Source organism: Marinomonas sp. HM11-D, assembly GCF_057626615.1.
Genome location: NZ_JBMMKT010000002.1, coordinates 153,685 through 173,340, shown reverse-complemented (window position 1 = coordinate 173,340; position 19,656 = coordinate 153,685). Strand labels below are relative to the sequence as shown.

The 19,656-nt window shown below is 44.6% G+C and carries 16 protein-coding genes and 4 tRNA genes; 6 read left to right on the top strand and 14 right to left on the bottom strand.

The window, feature by feature from the left end:
- Window positions 1-28: 28 nt before the first annotated feature.
- Window positions 29-1,780, bottom strand: a complete 1,752-nt coding sequence (ggt, locus tag ACOSVP_RS03220; RefSeq protein ID WP_487346050.1) for a gamma-glutamyltransferase — start codon at window positions 1,778-1,780, stop codon at window positions 29-31.
- Between the two features lie 164 nt (window positions 1,781-1,944).
- Here ggt and ACOSVP_RS03215 point away from each other — a divergent pair, with 164 nt between their 5' ends.
- Entirely contained in the window at window positions 1,945-3,354 is a 1,410-nt protein-coding gene (locus tag ACOSVP_RS03215; protein WP_487346049.1) for an aminotransferase-like domain-containing protein, read from the top strand.
- Between the two features lie 13 nt (window positions 3,355-3,367).
- On the opposite strand, the gene ACOSVP_RS03210 is transcribed toward ACOSVP_RS03215, so the two are convergent.
- From ACOSVP_RS03210 to ACOSVP_RS03175, 8 genes are all read right to left on the bottom strand, one after another.
- A complete protein-coding gene (locus tag ACOSVP_RS03210; protein WP_487346048.1) occupies window positions 3,368-4,402 on the bottom strand; it encodes a cytochrome d ubiquinol oxidase subunit II in 1,035 nt (344 codons plus the stop codon).
- Window positions 4,403-4,525: 123 nt separating this feature from the next.
- The gene (dinB, locus tag ACOSVP_RS03205; RefSeq protein WP_487346047.1) at window positions 4,526-5,605 is read right to left on the bottom strand and encodes a DNA polymerase IV; all 1,080 of its coding nucleotides are present in this window, start codon (window positions 5,603-5,605) and stop codon (window positions 4,526-4,528) included.
- Between the two features lie 152 nt (window positions 5,606-5,757).
- Window positions 5,758-5,833, bottom strand: a tRNA-Val gene (locus tag ACOSVP_RS03200).
- Window positions 5,834-5,892: 59 nt separating this feature from the next.
- A tRNA-Asp gene (locus ACOSVP_RS03195) sits at window positions 5,893-5,969 on the bottom strand.
- A 34-nt stretch (window positions 5,970-6,003) separates the two neighbouring features.
- Window positions 6,004-6,079: transfer RNA gene (locus ACOSVP_RS03190), tRNA-Val, on the bottom strand.
- 60 nt (window positions 6,080-6,139) lie between these two features.
- Window positions 6,140-6,216 (bottom strand) — tRNA-Asp (locus tag ACOSVP_RS03185).
- Between the two features lie 469 nt (window positions 6,217-6,685).
- Window positions 6,686-8,071: a sigma-54-dependent transcriptional regulator gene (locus ACOSVP_RS03180; protein WP_487346046.1), complete on the bottom strand. Its 1,386-nt coding sequence runs from the start codon at window positions 8,069-8,071 to the stop codon at window positions 6,686-6,688.
- On the bottom strand, window positions 8,061-9,953 hold the full coding sequence (locus ACOSVP_RS03175; protein WP_487346045.1) for an ATP-binding protein: 1,893 nt from the start codon (window positions 9,951-9,953) through the stop codon (window positions 8,061-8,063). Before ACOSVP_RS03175 ends, ACOSVP_RS03180 begins: the two co-directional genes overlap by 11 nt.
- A gap of 328 nt (window positions 9,954-10,281) precedes the next feature.
- On the opposite strand from ACOSVP_RS03175, the gene ACOSVP_RS03170 reads away from it, so the two are divergent.
- Together ACOSVP_RS03170 and cydB are read left to right on the top strand one after the other, a co-directional pair.
- Window positions 10,282-11,688 (top strand): cytochrome ubiquinol oxidase subunit I, encoded by a 1,407-nt coding sequence (locus ACOSVP_RS03170; protein ID WP_487346044.1) that lies wholly within the window; start codon window positions 10,282-10,284, stop codon window positions 11,686-11,688.
- Window positions 11,688-12,683, top strand: coding sequence for a cytochrome d ubiquinol oxidase subunit II (gene cydB, locus ACOSVP_RS03165; RefSeq protein WP_487346043.1), 996 nt, complete (start codon window positions 11,688-11,690; stop codon window positions 12,681-12,683). The genes ACOSVP_RS03170 and cydB overlap by 1 nt, the downstream gene beginning before the upstream one ends.
- 194 nt (window positions 12,684-12,877) lie before the next feature.
- On the opposite strand, the gene ACOSVP_RS03160 is transcribed toward cydB, so the two are convergent.
- From ACOSVP_RS03160 to ACOSVP_RS03140, 5 genes are all read right to left on the bottom strand, one after another.
- Complete coding sequence (locus ACOSVP_RS03160; RefSeq protein WP_487346042.1) at window positions 12,878-14,092, bottom strand: EAL and HDOD domain-containing protein; 1,215 nt, start codon at window positions 14,090-14,092, stop codon at window positions 12,878-12,880.
- A gap of 19 nt (window positions 14,093-14,111) precedes the next feature.
- Complete coding sequence (locus tag ACOSVP_RS03155) at window positions 14,112-14,402, bottom strand: STAS domain-containing protein (RefSeq protein ID WP_487346041.1); 291 nt, start codon at window positions 14,400-14,402, stop codon at window positions 14,112-14,114.
- Entirely contained in the window at window positions 14,403-15,647 is a 1,245-nt protein-coding gene (locus ACOSVP_RS03150) for a methyl-accepting chemotaxis protein (RefSeq protein ID WP_487346040.1), read from the bottom strand.
- Window positions 15,648-15,976: 329 nt separating this feature from the next.
- A complete protein-coding gene (locus ACOSVP_RS03145) occupies window positions 15,977-16,630 on the bottom strand; it encodes a peroxiredoxin (protein WP_487346039.1) in 654 nt (217 codons plus the stop codon).
- A gap of 604 nt (window positions 16,631-17,234) precedes the next feature.
- Window positions 17,235-17,468 (bottom strand): helix-turn-helix domain-containing protein, encoded by a 234-nt coding sequence (locus ACOSVP_RS03140; RefSeq protein ID WP_487346038.1) that lies wholly within the window; start codon window positions 17,466-17,468, stop codon window positions 17,235-17,237.
- Between the two features lie 132 nt (window positions 17,469-17,600).
- Here ACOSVP_RS03140 and ACOSVP_RS03135 point away from each other — a divergent pair, with 132 nt between their 5' ends.
- From ACOSVP_RS03135 to ACOSVP_RS03125, 3 genes are read left to right on the top strand one after another with little or no spacing between them, the layout of a single operon-like run.
- Window positions 17,601-17,816, top strand: coding sequence for a hypothetical protein (locus ACOSVP_RS03135; protein WP_487346037.1), 216 nt, complete (start codon window positions 17,601-17,603; stop codon window positions 17,814-17,816).
- A 2-nt stretch (window positions 17,817-17,818) separates the two neighbouring features.
- A complete protein-coding gene (locus ACOSVP_RS03130; RefSeq protein ID WP_487346036.1) occupies window positions 17,819-19,024 on the top strand; it encodes an Arm DNA-binding domain-containing protein in 1,206 nt (401 codons plus the stop codon).
- Window positions 19,017-19,652, top strand: coding sequence for a hypothetical protein (locus ACOSVP_RS03125; protein ID WP_487346035.1), 636 nt, complete (start codon window positions 19,017-19,019; stop codon window positions 19,650-19,652). Before ACOSVP_RS03130 ends, ACOSVP_RS03125 begins: the two co-directional genes overlap by 8 nt.
- The last annotated feature ends 4 nt before the right edge of the window (window positions 19,653-19,656 follow it).

Genomic DNA, 19,656 nt, shown 5'->3' with positions numbered 1-19,656 from the left:
GCAGCCTGTGTTTCTGCTTGGTGAGCAATTAATCCCCCAATACCACTCCTTCTCTGCGCGGGTCTGCCCCGCCATACAGCTTACCGCTTTCAATAAGAATGCCTTGCAGGCCTGAATTAAGGTCTGTAACGGAAACTTTAAAGCCCATCTTTTCTAATTCTGGCGCTAACGCTTCAGCGCTGGTTCCTTGCTCAACATCATAGGTACCAAAGCGGTTGAGCATATTCGGTAATGAAATCGCCTGTTGCATATCCATGTCCCACTCTAGCTGGGCAATCAAAGCTTTTGATACATAACCAATGATGCGACTGCCCCCTGGCGAGCCGAGTACCATGTACGGCTGGCCATCTTTCATAACAATGGTGGGTGCCATAGAAGAACGCGGACGTTTACCGGGTTCTAGGCGATTCGCAATAGGGTAGCCATTGCTATAAGAAGCAAACGAAAAGTCAGTCAGCTCGTTATTAAGCAAAAAACCATGGCTCATCACTCGTGAGCCAAAGCCATTTTCAATGGTGGTAGTGACCGACAAGGCATTACCGTCGCCATCCACAATAGAGATATGACTGGTGCTAGGGAATTCGATGGCCTGATCATCCGCTTGAACGATCGCCTTTTGCCAACGAGGTTCACCGGCCTCGACACTGGTTAACGCTTGCCCTGGTGTGATTAACTTAGCCCGCTCTGCTAAGTAGCTTTCATCCAATAGCCCCTCTGGCATGGGAACAAAATCTGTGTCCGCCATATAACGTCCGCGGTCGGCAAAGGCTAAGCGCGAAGCATCACCGATGATTTGCCAAGCCTCCGGCGAATCAGGCCCCATGCCCGCTAAATCAAAATGCTGGGTAATACCTAAAATTTGACCTACAGTAAGCGCACCTGAGCTTGGCGGCCCAATGCCACAGATATCAAATTGCTTGTACGGCAAACAGGTGGCCTCTCGCTCTTTCACCTTGTAGAGCATGAAGTCATTGAGTGATAGCACACCAGGATTATCCGACACCGAACGGACGGCGTTCACAATGTCTTTTGCAATCTGACCTTGATAAAAAGCGTCCGCTCCCGATTGCGCAAGGCTAGTGAGAGTGCTGGCGTAAGCGGGATTTTTTAGTAACGTCCCTTCTGCTAACGGCTCGCCCTGCTCTGTTAGAAAATACGCCGCCGTATCAGGATATTTAGCCAGCGATTCCTTGCTACTCGCAATGGCCCCCGCCATGCGTGGCGATACCGAGAAACCGTCATTGGCTAACTGGATCGCCGGCTGAAATAAGCTCTGCCAAGGCAACTTACCATTCACGTCATGTAGCGTTTGCATCAAGGCAACAGTGCCAGGAGTGCCCACGGAACGACCTCCGATCACAGCATCATAAAATTTATAGGTGCTTCCATCGGGATGTTGAAACAATTCAGGGGTAGCCTCTTGGGGCGCGGTTTCTCGGGCATCAAAGGTCGTTAAGCGCTGCTTGCTGGCATCGTAATACACGGCAAACGCACCGCCTCCTAAACCAGAAGACTGCGGTTCAACCAACCCCAGTACCGACTGAACCGCCACAAAGGCATCCATGGCGGAACCACCTTGCTTAAGCACTTCATAACCCGCCTCTACGGCTTTAGGGTGCGCCGCTGCCACCATAAAATGTTGCGCCTCGACTAGCGCTTTTTGCTGAATATCACTGGTCGCTTCCGGTGCATAAGCATCGGCCAGCTGACCCGCCGCCAGCGCACTGTGACAGATAAACAGAGAGAGCGAAAGTGCCAAGGTATTGAGGGGAAAAGTCATATATACATTCCTTATATTGGGAGCTCGGAAATCAAAGGGCTGTCTTAACTGCCCATATTAAGGAATTTAGAAACGATTGCTATGTAAGAAAAACCAAGACAGATGAGCCTATTTTAAAATTAATGCGATAACATAACCCCAGATACATAAGCTTGGAGTTCGCCATGGCCGCATTTCGCTATCAAACTTTGGAAGTATTATTACGTCAGCAGGTGCTCACTGGCCGCTTTAAAGTCGGCGAAAAATTGCCCTCTGTTAGAACCTTATGCAAACAACATGAGCTGTCCAAGGCCACGGTCATGCACGCCTTGCATAAGTTAGAGTCTGATCAGCTGATTTATGCGGTGCCAAAATCCGGCTACTTTGTTGCAGACCTCGACCAAAAGGCAAACACGCCCGATAAGGTTGTCACTCCGCCCGCTCCTGCCCAGGTGAATGTGCCAGATCTCTTCCGCGATATTATGTCCCGCAGTGCAGCGTTTGATATTTTACCAAGCGAACATAGTGCGCCAATCGCAGCGCATCTAGTGACCCTAAATCGCATGATCGCTAAAGCGGCACGTTCTCATCCGGAGAAGAAAGCCCATTATTACGATGAGCCAAAGGGCAACCTTAGCCTACGCCAAGCCATCTCTGAGCTTTACCGACAGCGAGACACGGCCGTTACAGCAGATGACCTGTGCATCACATCTGGCTGCCAGCATGCGCTGTTTTTGGCACTAATGGCCACCTGTCAGGCGGGCGATACAGTTGCCATTGAATCGCCCGCATTCTATGGGGTATTACAGCAAATCGAGCAGCTCGGGCTGAATGTGATTGAGGTATCGTCCGATCCTAACAGTGGACTGGACTTAATCGAGCTGGCACAAAAGATCGCGCAATTTCCAATCAAAGCCTGCGTCGTCACGCCTAATTTTCATACTCCGACGGGGGCAAAAATGTCCGTTGTGGATATGACCACCTTGGTACAGTTAGCCAATCAAAACGACTTTTACCTTATTGAAGATGATATTTACGGCGAATTAAATTTTAGCAATGAGCCACGTCCTGCTCTAAAAAGCGTCTGTCGCGAGGGGCGTGTGATCTTATGTGGCTCATTTTCAAAATGCTTGTCACGCGACCTGCGTATCGGCTGGGTCGCTGGCGGTAATCTGCATACTAAAATCACACAGCTAAAACTCATTACCCAATTAGCCAGCCCGCAAGCGACACAACAAGGCTTAGCAGAATTTATTCACCAAGGGCATTTTAAGCGCTATCTCAATCAGCAGCGTCAGCAACTTAAAGAACAACGGGATCAGTTGCTACAAGAATTAAAGCATCACTGGGGCAGTGTCATTAAATTCAGCAAACCAAGTGGCGGTTTGAGCTGTTGGGTAGAGTTGCCTGAACAGATTGATACTCAGACGAGTTATCATGCTTTATTAGAGAAAGGCATAGTGTTAACACCTGGCGTGCTGTTTTCGGCGCAGGGTCTGTACAAAAACCATATGCGTTTGAGCTTCTCACAAGCGCTGACAGAGAACCGCAAAGCGGCACTCCATCAACTGTTTAAAACACTCTTAAACACTTAAACAAGCCTCAGCACTAAAGTGAAGCGGCGCTTTGAGAAACCAGCGCCATGCGTTTGACGCTCACTCGATAAAACGCTGAATAGGCTCGGTATAGATAAGCAAACATCGCTGCTACCACAATGACTGTTGCCCATAATGCCAGCGATAAGCTCGCGTGTTCTGCGGCAGCGTTATGAACCGTCACCTGGGTAGGCAGGATCGCCGGCCAAAGGCAGGTAATTAGGGTGAAGTAAATGGTGCCTAAGAAAATCAACACAATCGAAATCGGCCATACTTTCCAAGTGGAAAAGCGAATCACGTAGTAAGCCCACACGAATGCCATCAAACCTAACATTGGCACAAAGCCCATGTAGAAGAAATTTGGCAGTCCGAGCCAACGCTCTCTCAAAGCCTCAGTTAAAAACGGCACAATAAGCTGCAAGCAGGTAACAGCATAACCGAGCCAGACCAATAAATGATGGGAATAACGACGCATGGTCTGATACAGCATTGGCTCCTTGATGGTAATCAACAACCAAGTGGCGCCCAATAATGCGTAGGCAAGCACTAGACTTACGCCGGTCAAGACACCAAACCAGCTGAGCCATTCCCATGCCTGACCAACATATTCATGATTATCAACCGTCACCCCTTGCAGTATGGCTCCGACCATTGCACCTTGGCAAAAGGCCGCTAGCAGCGACCCCATACTGAATAAGAGCCGCCCCGTGGCTTGATGATTCTGAGCAGCGCTCAGTTGATATTTAAACCCCATGCCGCGCAGTACTAGACCCGCTAGCATCAGCAACAAAGGCACATTAAACGCCTCCATCATCACTGAATAGGCAGTGGGGAAAGTCACCATTAGCGCAAGACCACATAGCAGTAACCAAACCAGATTTGCCCCGCAAACGGGTGCTAAGGACTGCATCAGCGCGACTTTATCTGTTGGTTGTCGTACTCCTAACAGGAGCGCCCCAACGCCTAAATACACACCATCCAGCAAGACATACACCATCAATCCAAACGCCAGCACTAGCGTCCAAATCGTTACCAGATCCAAACCCATGATATTTCCCCATCTCGACTCAACATGACCTGACCATACTAGGAGCGAAGTCAAAACTAGGACAGGCACACATTTTTAGAAAATAGATAGGGACAGATTTAACTGAGCTAAATGCCTCTTATGCTAGGAGAAATCCAGCAGCAATTGTTTGGCATTTTCTTCTGGCTTCAACATGACATGCAATCCAAGCAGCCTTATTTCACGGCCATTTTGTCGGGTTAAGACTTCCTGCAATAAATCACGGAAATACGCTAAGTCTAAAGCACCGTGCACATGTTCAATGGTGGTTAACTGAAAGTCTGCGAACTTAACCTTAATGCCCTGCTTGGCAATGGCTTTAGTGGGTGAGGCTTTACCTAAGCGCAAATAAAGCTCGGGGAAAAGCTTGTTTTCAATGACCTGCCAACATTCCTCAAAGCTTGAGATATTGCTGGCAAAAGTGCGCTCCACGCCAACCGACTTACGCTGTCGATGGGGGGTGACTTCCCGCGGATCAATGCCGTGACTGCGATTCCAAAGTGACTCCCCTAGTCGCCCAAATTGTCTGACAAGTTTTAAGTAGTCACTGCTACGAATGTCTGAACAGACATAGAAACCGGCCTTATGTAGCTTCTGCAAACTCACTTGACCAACACCGGGGATTTTCTCTAACGGTAGCGAGTCGATCACGCTCTGCATTTCATCTGGCGTGATAACAAATTGGCCGTCCGGCTTATTGAGGTCTGAAGCGATTTTGGCAAGGAATTTAATCGGGGCAATGCCCGCTGAGGCAGTCAGGTTTAACTCGGTACGAATCTCATGGCGGATCGCCTCGGCGATTAGCGTGGCTGAGCCATGTAATTGCTGGCATGCGGTCACATCCAAATAGGCTTCGTCCAACGACAGCGGCTCAATCAGCTCAGTATAACGAGCAAAGATCTCACGCACCTTCTGAGACACTTCACGGTAGACATGCATTCTGCCCGGTACCACAGTCAGCTGTGGGCAAAGCTTCTTTGCCAGCGCTGTCGACATGGCCGATCGCACTCCGTACTTACGAGCTTCGTAATTACAGGTACTGATCACACCACGCTGCTTTTCACTACCGCCCACCGCCAGTGGAATGTTGCGATATTCTGGATAATCACGCATTTCAACCGACGCGAAAAAGGCGTCCATATCGATATGAATGATTTTCTTTGGTGGCGGACTAGAAAGCGGCATAACAAAGCACTGTTTAAATAAACAGTATTAATACAGGGGTAACTTAGGTTTGTCTAGATAAAGTAAGAACGAAAATTAATCTTTTAATTAAAAGAGGAACACGAAAGGGACTTACTAAGAAAATGATCTGATGGGTATTGCTTGAGGAAGTATGGTGGGCGTGGAGAGGTTCGAACTCCCGACATTCGCCTTGTAAGGGCGACGCTCTCCCAACTGAGCTACACGCCCGCTCATAGTTTTACATCTTTGGGAAAGATGGTTCTTGACCAACTTACTTTAGAAGTAAGTGGCGGAATGGACGGGACTCGAACCCGCGACCCCCTGCGTGACAGGCAGGTATTCTAACCAACTGAACTACCACTCCAATGTCATAAGTTGTTTTACCACGGCTTATAAAGTGGTGGGCGTGGAGAGGTTCGAACTCCCGACATTCGCCTTGTAAGGGCGACGCTCTCCCAACTGAGCTACACGCCCGCTCATAGTTTTACATCTTTGGGAAAAGATGGTTCTTGACCAACTTACTTTAGAAGTAAGTGGCGGAATGGACGGGACTCGAACCCGCGACCCCCTGCGTGACAGGCAGGTATTCTAACCAACTGAACTACCACTCCGTTGTCATAAGTTGTTTTACCACGGCTTATAAAGTGGTGGGCGTGGAGAGGTTCGAACTCCCGACATTCGCCTTGTAAGGGCTAAATATCAAAAGAACTTTAACTTACCTCAACTAACCTTGCAGAGCATTCTAACTTAATAAACACTAAAATCAATAACTTATAAAAAAAATTATTGGTTTATTTCAGCTCTACAAGAAAGACTTCTTTAGCAATATGTCCAATTTTCTAAAAAAAGTGGTCACAACACAAATCTATTAAATCAACAGAAATGCTACTTACTAATGAGCTTCGCTCTACAACGGGCGCAGATAATACAGCATTGATTCTTTTTGTCTAGTGTTGTCTGATATTTTTTAAAAATAGTACTAAACACGAGAGGCTCATTAGCTAAAAAGGCTACACAACTTTTATCAAATCATCCTATACAACTAAGGTTGTAAAGTGTTGAAAACCGATAGCCTTATATTTAAATTTGGTAGCGCTCAATTTTCTTAATGAGCCCTTGGCGCGACAAGCCGAGAAGCTTCGAAGCTTGAGTTTTGTTATACTCCGTTTTCTCAAGCGCCGCTTGAATCAGCGAGATTTCCAATTCTTGCACTTGCTCTTCTAAGCTACGTTCCAGGCTGACTTCAGCAGAAGTAATATTTGTTACCGCAGACAATATGCACTGAGACTCAATGGCGTAATTTAGCAGCTGAATATCAGCCAAGGTAATCTGGCCGCCCATACTGATGGCGGCGACACTTTCTAAAGTATTTTTCAACTCACGCACATTACCCGGCCACTGGCGTTGTCGAAACCATTGCAGAGCATCGTTGGAAAGATAAAAGCGCTTACCCTGCTTGACCTCGAGCGCACTTAAAAAGTTTTGTAATAAGGTCGGAATGTCCTCTGGTCGCGTATCCAAGGCCTGCGTTTCAATGCTCACGCCCTTGATTCGATAATATAAATCTTCACGAAACGAGCCCTGCTCAACACGCTCAGCCAAATCAGCATTGGTGGCTGACACAATACGCACATCGATTTGCTCTAAGCTGCGTCCACCGACTGGGTAATAACTGCCTTCTTGTAGCACACGCAGCAGCTTGATTTGCATTGGAACCGGCATTTCACCGATTTCATCGAGAAACAAAGTACCGCCATCCGCAAGCTTCAGTAAGCCCTGCTTATCTTTGTCTGCCCCAGTAAACGCCCCTTTAACATGACCAAATAGCTCGCTTTCTAATAACTCTGCAGGAATGGCACCACAATGCACTGAAATAAACGGCCCTTTCGCGCGAGCACTTAAATCGTGGATTGCTCGAGAAACCACTTCTTTGCCCGTACCAGAAGGCCCTGTCACCAACACTCGCACATCCGTCGGCGCGATACGCTCGATTAGAGCTCGAATACGCTGAGTACTCGCAGAAATGCCGATATAGGTATCGGCACCAGCTTTTGTGGCGCTGCCTTGTAAGCGTGCCACTTCACGCTCCAAGTGCGTTTTCGCCAATGCTCGGCGCACCACTACCGCCAGCATATCCGGATCAACTGGCTTAGCGATAAAATCCCAAGCCCCTTGGGCAATGGCTTGCAAGGACAGCTCACGCTCAGCGTGGCCAGTAATAATTATCACTGGGCAGCCTTCAAACTGCGGCATGGCCAATAGAGTTTTCTGCGGGTCAAAAAACGGTGGCAGCGACAAATCAAGCAGCACCAAGTCTGGTAACCCTTGGCTTTTTTTGGCTTCTAAGGCTTCCTCCACTGACCCCACCGTTTTAACTTTGAAACCTTGCTGAATCAGCCAGCCACCGGCCAATTCACGAAAAGCCGGCTCATCGTCAACTAATAAAATATAACCACTATCCGACATCCGGTGTTTCTCCTGAAAATGCTTGTGAAGTAAGAGGCAAACGACATTCAAAGGTCACTGGCCAACCTAAATCGCTGCGATGACAAATCTGACCATTGTGAGCATCCATAATCCGGCGCACGATCGCTAATCCTAAGCCGCTACCGCCCTGTCGTTTACTAACAAAAGGACGAAACAGCTGATCTTTTTCGATGCTAGGATCAAGCGCTGGGCCGTTGTTGTGAATACGACAGACCAACTCAGTTCCCTGTTGATGGGCTTCGATGCAAATAGAGCCGCCTGACTGATTGCGTACATAGACCAAGGCATTATCAATCAGATTAATAAACACCTGCTGCAACCGATGTGGATCGGCACTCAGCTCAAGACCGTCTTCCAGCTGCAAGGTCATCAGCACCTGATCCGTATTGAGAGAACTTAAGACAGTGCCCAATAATGGTCTCAACGCCACAGGTTGATAATGCAAGGTAAGCTTGCCTGAGTAGACCAACATATCACTGACCAGACGATCGGCCCGACTCAACTGCTCTTGGATATGACGCCGCGTATCAGCGGGGGCATTGTAAGAAGCCATCGATATGATATTTAACGGGTTGCGTAGCTCATGGGCCATGGCTGCCGACAGACTTCCAAGCTCTACCAAATGCTGTTCATCTAGGCGTTTACGCTCAGCCTCCGCCAGTGCTAAAGAGCGCTCTAACGCTGCGCATTGGGTGGCGAATAGCGAGCCGAACACATCTAATGTTAGGCGCATACCAGGACTGATATCTTTACTGTTAAAAGGCTGGGCAAACCAACCATTGGCATCTTTTTCAACGCTCACATGCAGACCATCAAAACAGTCCTCCTGATTCAAACGGATGGTGACAGGCTGTCGCAAATGCCGCGCTAGCAGCTGCTCCCCTTGAGTTTTCAGGGCCTGCCAAGAGGCCGCCTGATTGAGTTCGCGGTTCCAGTTTTCTAAAATCTGCTCGTTTAATACCGCGCCTGGGAAAACTAAGCGCTCACTAAAACGGCGTACCCATGGATACACCGCAGCGGCGATCAACAAGACGATTAGTGAATAAAGCCACAGTTGCCATATGGGGACATTCGTTAACGCCTGCAAGCCAATCGGTCCTGACACGGCACCTAGTACTGCAATCACGCACAGCACTATCAGCATCATAACTAAGGCTAATAAAGCTCGATTGGCAAAGCGATTCACATCAAGAATTTGATAGCGCACTACGCCATATACCAATAGCAACAAATAGCTTGGCAACAGCAACATGGGATAAGGAAAGACATTGATCCCAAAGGATGGAAAGACAAAACTTGTCGCTAGCAACAAGCCCCACGCAGCGACGCCAAACATGGCTAAGATTGAGCGCTTTTTATTACCTGAGTGCTGCTGCCAGCCCAAAATCAATACACCATGACCGAGCATGCCGATCAACACGGTATAAGCAAGATTCACAGCACCAAGCTCGTTGAAGACAAAGAATGGACGACCGTCTATAAGAGGCACCGTATCCCCTGCACTCACCCAAACACTGTACATCACGATGGCACCACTGGTGGCGTACACCCAAGGAATATGGCTAGCAATCGACGTTAACCAAGGCCGCTTAGCGGGCCCTTGATTGACAAACAAAAGCGCGAAATGCAGGAAAAAAGTCGGCATCAATGGATTGGCTAACAGCAATACCATGCCTAAAGATTGCTGATTATGGAATAAGGCTAAATGACCAAAACACCACAACGCCATCATGGCAGCGAAGCCCGCTAGGGCACGCAAATCTGCTTGATGACGTGCGCGCCAAAGAAGCCACGCCGCCACCAAAACGCCACACACACTGGTCACCCAGATAGACAGTTCAAACGCAATCGATAGTGCCAAAACGTAAACCTCGTTTACACCTATAATTCATCTAAAATCGTAAACTTAGTTTACACACACTTCAAATTTAATTTTTTATCCAATGATTTCAATACGTTAAAGAATCTATTTTGTTGGCACGCATGCTGCTATAGATCAATTGAACTGATTTAACTCAATACACTAATAACGATACAGTCGACGAGGTTACACCTATGAATTACAGCCAGTTTCTTATTGATGCCAGTGTTCTATTTAGCATTGTGGGTCTTGCCGTGGCACCACTCGCTCTGCGCCGCTTAGTTTCTAAAGCCTAGATTCCACTTTTTACCTGACAACGGATTCGCTTATGGAACTTGATACAGCGTTACTCTCGCGCCTGCAATTTGCATTTACGGTGAGCTTCCACATTATCTTCCCCAGCATCACCATCGGCTTGGCGACCTTGATCGCTATATGGGAAGGCTTATGGCTTAAAACCCACGATCCACGCTATCTGCAATTGGCAAAATTTTGGATCAAACCTTTTGCCATCACCTTTGGCATGGGGGTGGTGTCTGGGATTGTTTTGTCCTACGAATTTGGCACCAACTTCTCTAAATTCTCCGACATCGTCGGCCCTGTTTTAGGTCCATTAATGGCCTATGAAGTATTAACTGCATTCTTCTTAGAAGCTGGCTTCTTAGGGGTAATGCTATTTGGCTGGCAACGGGTAGGACGCAAGCTGCATTTCTTCTCAACCGTCGTGGTCGCCATTGGTACTTGGATTTCCGCGTTTTGGATCATTGTTGCCAACTCTTGGATGCAAACGCCACAAGGGCACATCATTGTTGATGGCCAATTTCACGTCGCCAGTTGGTTTGAAGTGATTTTTAATCCTTCGATGCCTTATCGCTTAACACATATGTTGTTGGCGTCTTTTATCACCGCCACATTTGTTGTCGCTGGTGTCAGCGCTTATTACCTACTCAAAAAGCAACATATGGCGTTTGCCAAAAAGGGCTTGTCTATGACCATGTGGATCGCTCTGATATTAGCGCCACTGCAAGCGCTGGTTGGCGATCATCACGGTTTAAACGTTAAAGAACATCAGCCCACTAAACTCGCCGCGATGGAAGGCATTTGGCCTGCTGAAGAAGAGCGCGTACCGCTGTTGTTGTTTGCAATGCCCAACATGGAGACTGAGTCCAATGATTATGAGTTAGGTATTCCAAGTTTGGGCAGTTTGATTTTGACGCATAGCTTTGATGGCGCGGTACAAGGTCTTAAAGCCGTGCCACCTGAAGATCGCCCCAATGTACCGCTGGTATTTTGGTCTTTCCGTGTCATGGTCGGATTGGGCTTTGGCATGATTGGTCTAGCTGTGCTCGCCCTGTGGCTGCGTAAACGCGGCACCTTGTTTAGCAATAAACCCTTCTTAGCGGCATTAGCTGTGTTTACGCCTTCTGGCGTGATTTCAGTACTGGCTGGCTGGTATGTGGTCGAGGTCGGACGCCAACCTTGGCTCGTGTATAACCTAGTGCGCACCAGTGAAGTGGTCTCGCCGCTGCCAGCGGAGCGTGTGCTATTTACTCTGATCGGCTTTGTCGTGATCTACACCTTACTACTAGGGGTTTATCTCTACTTTATGCGTAAGCTTATCAAGAAAGGCCCGCCGTCGATGGCACATCTTGAAGAACAATTAATCGGCATGAAAGCCCCTGGCTACGCGCTCGCGTGGGTAAAAAATCTAATACACGAAGACGGAGAAAAATAATGGATTTGGCACTGTTCTATTTCTTAATCCTTGGTTTTGCTGTCTTGATGTACGTGTTACTGGACGGCTTTGACCTAGGCGTTGGCATTCTCTACCCATGGTTCGACCAAGATGGTGAGCGTGATCACTTAATGCGCTCGATCTCGCACGTATGGGATGGCAACGAGACTTGGCTGGTGTTTGGTGGCGTGGTGTTATTCGCCGCTTTTCCAGCCGCCTACGCGGGCATTTTATCGACTTTTTATCTGCCGATTATTTTGATGCTGTTTGCCTTGATCTTTCGTGGCGTGGCTTTTGAGTACCGCTTTAAAGCGCACCGCTCGCGCCCTTATTGGGATTTTGCTTTTAGTGCTGGCTCCGCCACCGCAGCGTTTTGCCAAGGCTTGATCTTAGGATCGATTGTACAAGGTGTGAATGCCAGCCACATTCAGCTGGACAGTTGGTATTGGCTGTCACCATTCGCCATCTTAACGGGCTTTAGTGTTATGGCAGGTTATGCGCTACTAGGTGCAAGCTATCTCTATATGAAAAGCCGTGGTCGCATTCAGCAACATGCTGCTTACTTAGCAAAGCGACTGATTGTGGCCGTGATGCTGGCTATGTTACTGGTCAGCCTGTGGACGGTACTTTCATCAGAAGACATTCGAGCGCGCTGGTTTGCTGATATGAACTTCTTATATTTAAGCCCACTGCCGCTGCTCTCCATCCTATTCGCCATTTTAGCTTGGAAAGGACTAAGCGATACCGCCCATGAAATCCGCCCATTTTGGTATGCAGCAGGGATATTTGCGCTGGGTTTTATGGGGTTGGTGGTGAGCTTATTCCCTTACCTAATGCCGAATCAGCTCACTATTTGGGACGCAGCGGCACCCGATTCTAGCCTAACGTTTCTGCTGGTTGGCATTGTCATTTTTGTGCCGCTGATCTTGGCTTATACCCTATGGGGTTACCGAGTCTTTGCCGGCAAAGTCGAAGACTATCAGGAGGGCTATTAATGCAAAAAAATAAGGGAAAATTAAAATCCTGGCAGTGGTTTGTACTGCTGTATTTGCTTGGCTTTCTTAGTTTAACCATTCTTGCTTATAGCCTAAAATTTTTTATAAACGCTTCATTTTGATCAAAAAAACGCTAGGTTGGATGAGACACTCCACCTAGCGCGACTGTACAACCTTTGCTGATAAGCAACTTTTTAACCCTCTTCTTTCATCCCAGACAATATACTCAAAGCCCAGCTACGACTTTCTAGGTAAAAAGAATTAAGCATCTCTACTGTTTTCCCGCTTGCCAAGTTCAGTTTCGCATTTTCAAAAGAAATTACGATGGTCAATATTCTGCCTATTTTTCCCTCATGAAATAATAAAGCATTATATAACTCATCACTTAACGGTAGCTGATCGCAGATTTCTTTCAGGCTTTGGTCTAACATTAAATCTGATAAAGAAAGTAACCCCACCAAGAAAGCTTCGTCTGCTTCAACTTTGAAGTGCCGTTCCGCTAAAATTCGACACATAGAAGCCCTAGTGAGTACTTTTGGTAACAATAGCATCTTACAAGGATGATCGTTTGCTAATACGAGAGTGCTAACTAGAGTTCGCAGCTTTTGTATTCCTAGCAACGTAACAGCCTGATGCAAAGTATGAATGGTATTCACACGTTTGTAATAGGCAGAATTAATCATCTTAAGTAGACGCAGTACCAGTTGAGGTTCTTGAACTAAAAGGGACTCTACTATTTCGAAATCCACATCTTCTTTATAGAGCTCTTTTAAAATTTCTAATCGCACTTTAGCATTACTACTACGCTTTACCGATGTTGCACTTTTTACCTCAGCCTTTGCATAAAAGTAACCTTGAAATAAGCTAAAACCCAACCTTTTACAATTTTCAAAAACTTCAAGATCTTCTACTTTTTCTGCAAGAAGAGTTAAGCCCTTAGAAAGATAGTAAGCAATATCATCGTCACTTTGATAAGTCAGCATATCAAGTTTAACAATGTCTGCTATCTCTAAAAGAGGCTCAGTATCCGCACAAAGCTCAAAATCATCCAGCGCTATTTGATAGCCCAAAAACTTTACATTTTTTAATGCTTCAATTACCTCATAGTCTCCCTTGACACTTTCCAAAACTTCCAGAACTACTCTATCAGGGTAAGGAGGAAGTAACTCTGGATTTAGAATCCATTCTCTAGGTGCATTAAAAAAAAGCTTTCCATTTCCACATAATTTTTCTATTCCAGTTTCATAAAATGCAGCGTTACACACTCTTGCTGTAGCAATTAGATCATCATCAATTTGAGCATAGGGTGCCGTTGATGTTGACCGGTATAATAATTCGTCGGCAACATGAATCATTTCACGGTCACATATTGGCTGTAAAGCTACGCAATAAGACGGAGACTTTGGCATAAACAACTAAACCCTAAAACTAGTAATCAACAAATCTATTTATACATGCCATATCTAAAACATCACGACAATATTCATTAACTCCACTAAACTCAATAATAGAGGTTTTTTTTGAATAAATAAGATGGAAAAGGCCAATAAAAAAACTGTCTATTGTTTCTACGCCCTCAAAATAGAATTCAATTTTCTTAGCACCAAGGGTTTTAATACTTTCAAGCGAATAATCATCAAATCTATTAACCCGACCAAACATCTTCACCTTGATCAAGTCATCATATATCTCTATATAACTCATCTCACCAAAACTCACTTAAATATCAGATGTCAATTTACTAAATTCATTAACCATACTTGAAAGCTCAATAAGATTATTAGATGCTTCATTTATAGCTCGATCTGATAAATCAGCGTGAGATTTAGTGAGTGAAACATTATGCACAAGATCTTTTATAAGGCCTGAGTTAATGTTAATAACGGTCGTTATCTCGTCAGATTTTTCACTGGTTTTCAGCGCAAGTTTCCTAACTTCATCGGCAACAACAGCAAAACCTCTTCCATGTTGCCCTGCTCGAGCTGCTTCTATTGCTGCATTAAGAGAAAGAAGATTTGTTTGAGACATAACTTCTTGAATTGAATCAACTATAGATTCAATTTTTTTAGCTTGCTCTAGAAGAGACTCAGATATTCGTTCAACCTTAAGCATTTCCGAAGACACTTCTAATGATGCTTTCCTTGCATCAGCTAGTTTTTGCGCACTTTCTTCAGAAAGAGCATTACTCTTATCAGCTGTTATAATAGCAACTTCTTTTATTTTCGCTGAATTTTCAACATGAGCAGAAACGTCCAGAGCAAATTTAACCACTCTATAAACCTTGCCATTACTGTCATACACAGGGCTATAAGATGCATCCAGCCAAACATTATTTCCTTGTTTTGATTTCCTAAGAAATCGACCTTTCTGACTTACTCCCTGTGATAGCTGTTTCCAAAAATCAGGATTCGCCTTATAAAAGCCGTCTTCACAGAATATTTTATGATGTTTATTGACTATTTCTTCACTCTCATAGCCCATAACTTTCAAAAAGTTATCATTCGCATCAATTACTGTTCCAGAAGGGGTAAACTTGATAACAGCCATATTAGCATTTAAAGATCGAAGTAGTGCTTCGTTTTCCTTTATCTCATCCATGCTGCTAGTTACATCTGAAGCCAGCTTAACTATATTAACAACTTCTCCACTTTCATTTTCAATAGGAAAATATGATGATTCAAGCCAGACTCTATTCCCATACTTTTCTATTCTAGCAAAAGTGCCTTTTTTAAACCCTCCAGATCTTAGTGACTCCCAAAACTCGATATAATCTTGACTTTCAGAATAATTCTTGTCACAAAACCCTGAATGATGTTGACCTAGAGCTTCTCGCTCACCAATGTTCATCAATTTTAAAAAGTTTTGGTTTGCATCAACAACGTAACCTTTAATATCAAAAACAACGTAGCACAGCCACTTCCTTTGAGCTTTAATGATTGAAGATAGTTTCTTATTACGTTCCATTAGCGAAACAATCTCAATGTCATTCTTAGTATTTTTGCCTATCCTAAACAAAACAATCACCCTACAACATCATCTGAATAATTTAATCATAATGTAACACTATCGAGTAAAAATAAAACAGATAAACCTAATATATTTGTTAAAAAACAACCAATTAACACTAAATATAGGTCTAATGTACGATCTATGTAAAATTACGTAAAAGAATGTAACGGCATTATTATCCACAAAAAAAGAGTGGTTTTATATTTTAATAGCCATAAAAACATTAAGTAATTATTAATCAAGTCTGTAAGATGGATTTAAATCCATCTTACAGACCATTTCTGTTATTTATCTAGTTTAACAGTTCTTAGATAAGGTAATTTGACATCCATATTGCCAAACTTTTCTGTCACCTGCTGATCACTAAGTGATAATGAAGCAATAACATCATCTCCTACTTGCCAATTCGCAGGCATCGCAATAGGTACGCCATAACTGGTTTGCAGCGCATCCAAAGCACGCAATACTTCAGAAAAGTTTCGCCCTACTGACATTGGATACGTCATAGATAACTGCAGTTTTTTATCTGGGCTAATGATGAAAACTACACGAACACTGGCGGAGTCAGCAGCAGTTCGCCCGTCAGGTAAGTAGGCATCGGCAGGAAGCATATCTAATGCTTTTGATACATCTAAGGATTCATCTGCAATGATCGGAAAAGTTGGAACCGCACCAGAGTACTTTTCGATATCGGCTTTCCATTGTTTATGTTCTTCAACACCATCCACGGATAAGCCAATTACTTTGGTACCTCTCTTTTCCCATTCTGCTGCAAGGCTTGCTACAGCTCCAAATTCCGTTGTACATACGGGCGTAAAGTCTTTTGGATGACTGAATAATATTGCCCAACTGTCACCAATCCAGTCATGCAGACTGAAGTTTCCTAGATCAGTCTCAAGCTCTAAGTTTGGTACAACTTCATTGATACGTAATGACATAGTATTTTCCTCATTTAGTGATATCAGCATTACAAATCTCCATATGCAAAATATACATATACTTATAACCAATAAATATTAGGATTTAGCTATGCCTTTAGTAGTTTTACACTATAAGAAAATTATTTTTTATTGATAATTCGCTGGACTTAGCCCTACATAAAATGAGAGCTAAGCTCGGAGGTAAGTAGACATAGGAAAAGATCAGGTTTTATAGAGAAGGAGTAAGCTTATGTTTCAAGTTACATCAATGTACTTAACCCTTTCATCTTGACAAAAATTTTTTCTTTATGTGTTTAAGACGATTGATTGTAACTTTTGCCGTGGGGGGATTGAGAATGGTGACGATGGGTTACGCCCCTACTATGAAAAGTAGGGGCTCTGGTTCCTATACAAGCAAACTGCCTTTTGAGATATTCAGGGAAAGCCAGCTAACTATCTAAAAGAGCTAGACGTTCGCATTTTTCGGAGATCACACGATTTAAAGAAATATCTCCTTTGAAGACTACTGACAGCCAACAAGTAGTTACTGATCACTAAGCGATTGAATCCGATGCAGCTGTTCTCAGTGAGTTCTGCCGTCTAATTAATCGCCAATACCCTGCTACTCAACTTCATTTTCAGGAATATACTCCGCCAGCTCCTCTAAAGAGCATCCAAAGTAAGCACACAGCTTATCTAGGTTATCAGTGACCGTGCTGTACCCTTTGTGGTTAATCATCTTTGACAAGGTCATGCGGTTAATCCCTGTTTCTTTGGCAACCTCACCAATCGTGATCCTTCTTCCCTCTTGAAATGACTTCTCAGAAATCATCTCGTTCAATCTAAATCTGATCATAAATAAGCTCTTTTGATTATTTTTTTAATCAAAAACATTGACAACTTACAGCCTCTGCCCTAAATTTACACATATTGATAATATATATTATCAATTATTAGAGTTTCTAATCATTGGATAGGATATATACATATGAGTACTTACCTTAGCACAGAACAGCTGTCAGAGAGAATCCATTACACGCCTCGAACCATTCGAAATGAACTTTTGGATTCCTGTCTATTCGAAGGACGCCACTACATTCGTCCATTTAACCGTCGCAAGATTCTGTTCATCTGGGAAAACATTGAAGCAGATATGTTGAGCCAAGATGACTCCCTAGCATTGGCATATACAGAGGAGGCTTAAGTATGGCTAGTGTCAGCATTCGCAAGGAAACCAATACCCTCTACCTCGATTTCCGCTACATGGGGAAACGTTGTCGAGAACAAACCACGCTAAAGCCAACCTTGGCAAACCGCAAAAACCTCGAACGTGTGCTAGTGCAAATTGAGTCTGAAATCGTTGCTGGTACGTTTCGTTATAAAACGCATTTTCCTAATAGCAAATCGGTTGAGTACTTCACAGACTTAGAGTTACAAATTCATCTGCCTGATGAATGGAAGGCTCTTCAAGAACAGGTCGAGACACCATTTTTTGAAGAGTTTGTTGAAGGCTGGATTGATCGCAATAAAGTCGCTTGGCGTCGTTCTCATATCGTCAATATTGAAAGCATTGTTTCCAAACACTACTTGCCTTTCTTTGGAAAGATGAAAGTCGACGACATCACTCGAAACGACATTCTTAAATTTCGCACCTCACTCGCCAAAGTTCCGGGTCGAAATGGAAAAGAAAGCCTAGCTAACACACGTATCAATAAGATAGTTAACCCATTAAAACGCATATTTGAGGACGCCGCCGACGAGTACAACTTTACCACGCCTTACATCCGTATCAAACCGCTTAAAAGCCCAAAGACGGACGCTTTTCCGTTCACTATTGAAGAGGTGAACTTAATTCTTGATACCGTCCGTCCAGACTATCGAGACTACTTTTTGATTCGCTTTTTTACGGGTATGCGCACAGGCGAGATTGATGGCCTGAAGTGGAAATATGTCGATTTCGATCATCGAGTAATCAAGATCCGCGAAACTATCGTTGCTGGTGAAGAGGACATTACAAAGACAGAATCATCTATCCGTGATATTCACATGAGCACGCCAGTCTACAATGCTCTACTGCGTCAGAAAAAACACTCAGGGCATTTCGGTAAATTTGTCTTCTGCAATCGTAATGGCGAAGCCATCAATCACAATAATGTCACTCAACGTGTTTGGTACCCTCTTCTCAAACGCCTCAACCTTGAAAAGCGACGTCCTTATCAAACTCGCCATACGGCTGCGACATTATGGTTAGCTTCTGGCGAGTCTCCGGAGTGGATTGCTCGTCAAATGGGCCACTCAAATACATCCATGTTATTCCGTGTGTACTCTCGATACGTACCAAACTTGACTCGCATGGACGGTTCCGCCATTGAGAAATTGCTACAGAAAAAATTGGGGGTGAAGTATGCATAGTCTAACGGCTCAACCAAGCTTGTCAGAGGTTGCAAACTGTCAGCGTTTCAAGGGCTGCTACCTGCTAGAGTCTGTAAAAGTAAAGATTACAGATAGCGGCTGGCCAGTACGTGTAGCAACCATAAAGGATGTTGAGGGGCAGAATTCCTTGGAACTACGACTGCTAGGAAGCAACTTCTTAGCAATCAATCTTTTCGTTGGTGATTATGTTCAACTGGAAGCCGCAGTAAAGCGCTACAGAAATGGTCAGTTTTATTATTTGGCTTGGTATGAGCCTGTAACAGGGCTTTTAATGGAGCAGAGTATTCGTGATAAGAATGCAGTGCAACAAATAAGTCGAGAGGCCTGTTTACTGACTTTAAGACACCACATTCAGTTTTTCCAATCTAAACAGGAACAGTCCTTGTGTTTTGGCATACTGAAAAACTTCAGCCATGAATTCTCGACCTATGGACTACAGAAACTATGCCAACGGCTTATCCAATTAGACGACAACCAATTGGTCGTTGAACTGGTACACCAAGCTGAGAAACAAAGTGATGACATTGGCTCAACAGGCAAGCTATTAGATCAATTAAACAATAAGTTGCCTTACCAAATCTGGGAGCAAAAGCTCTTAGGCCTTTAACTTA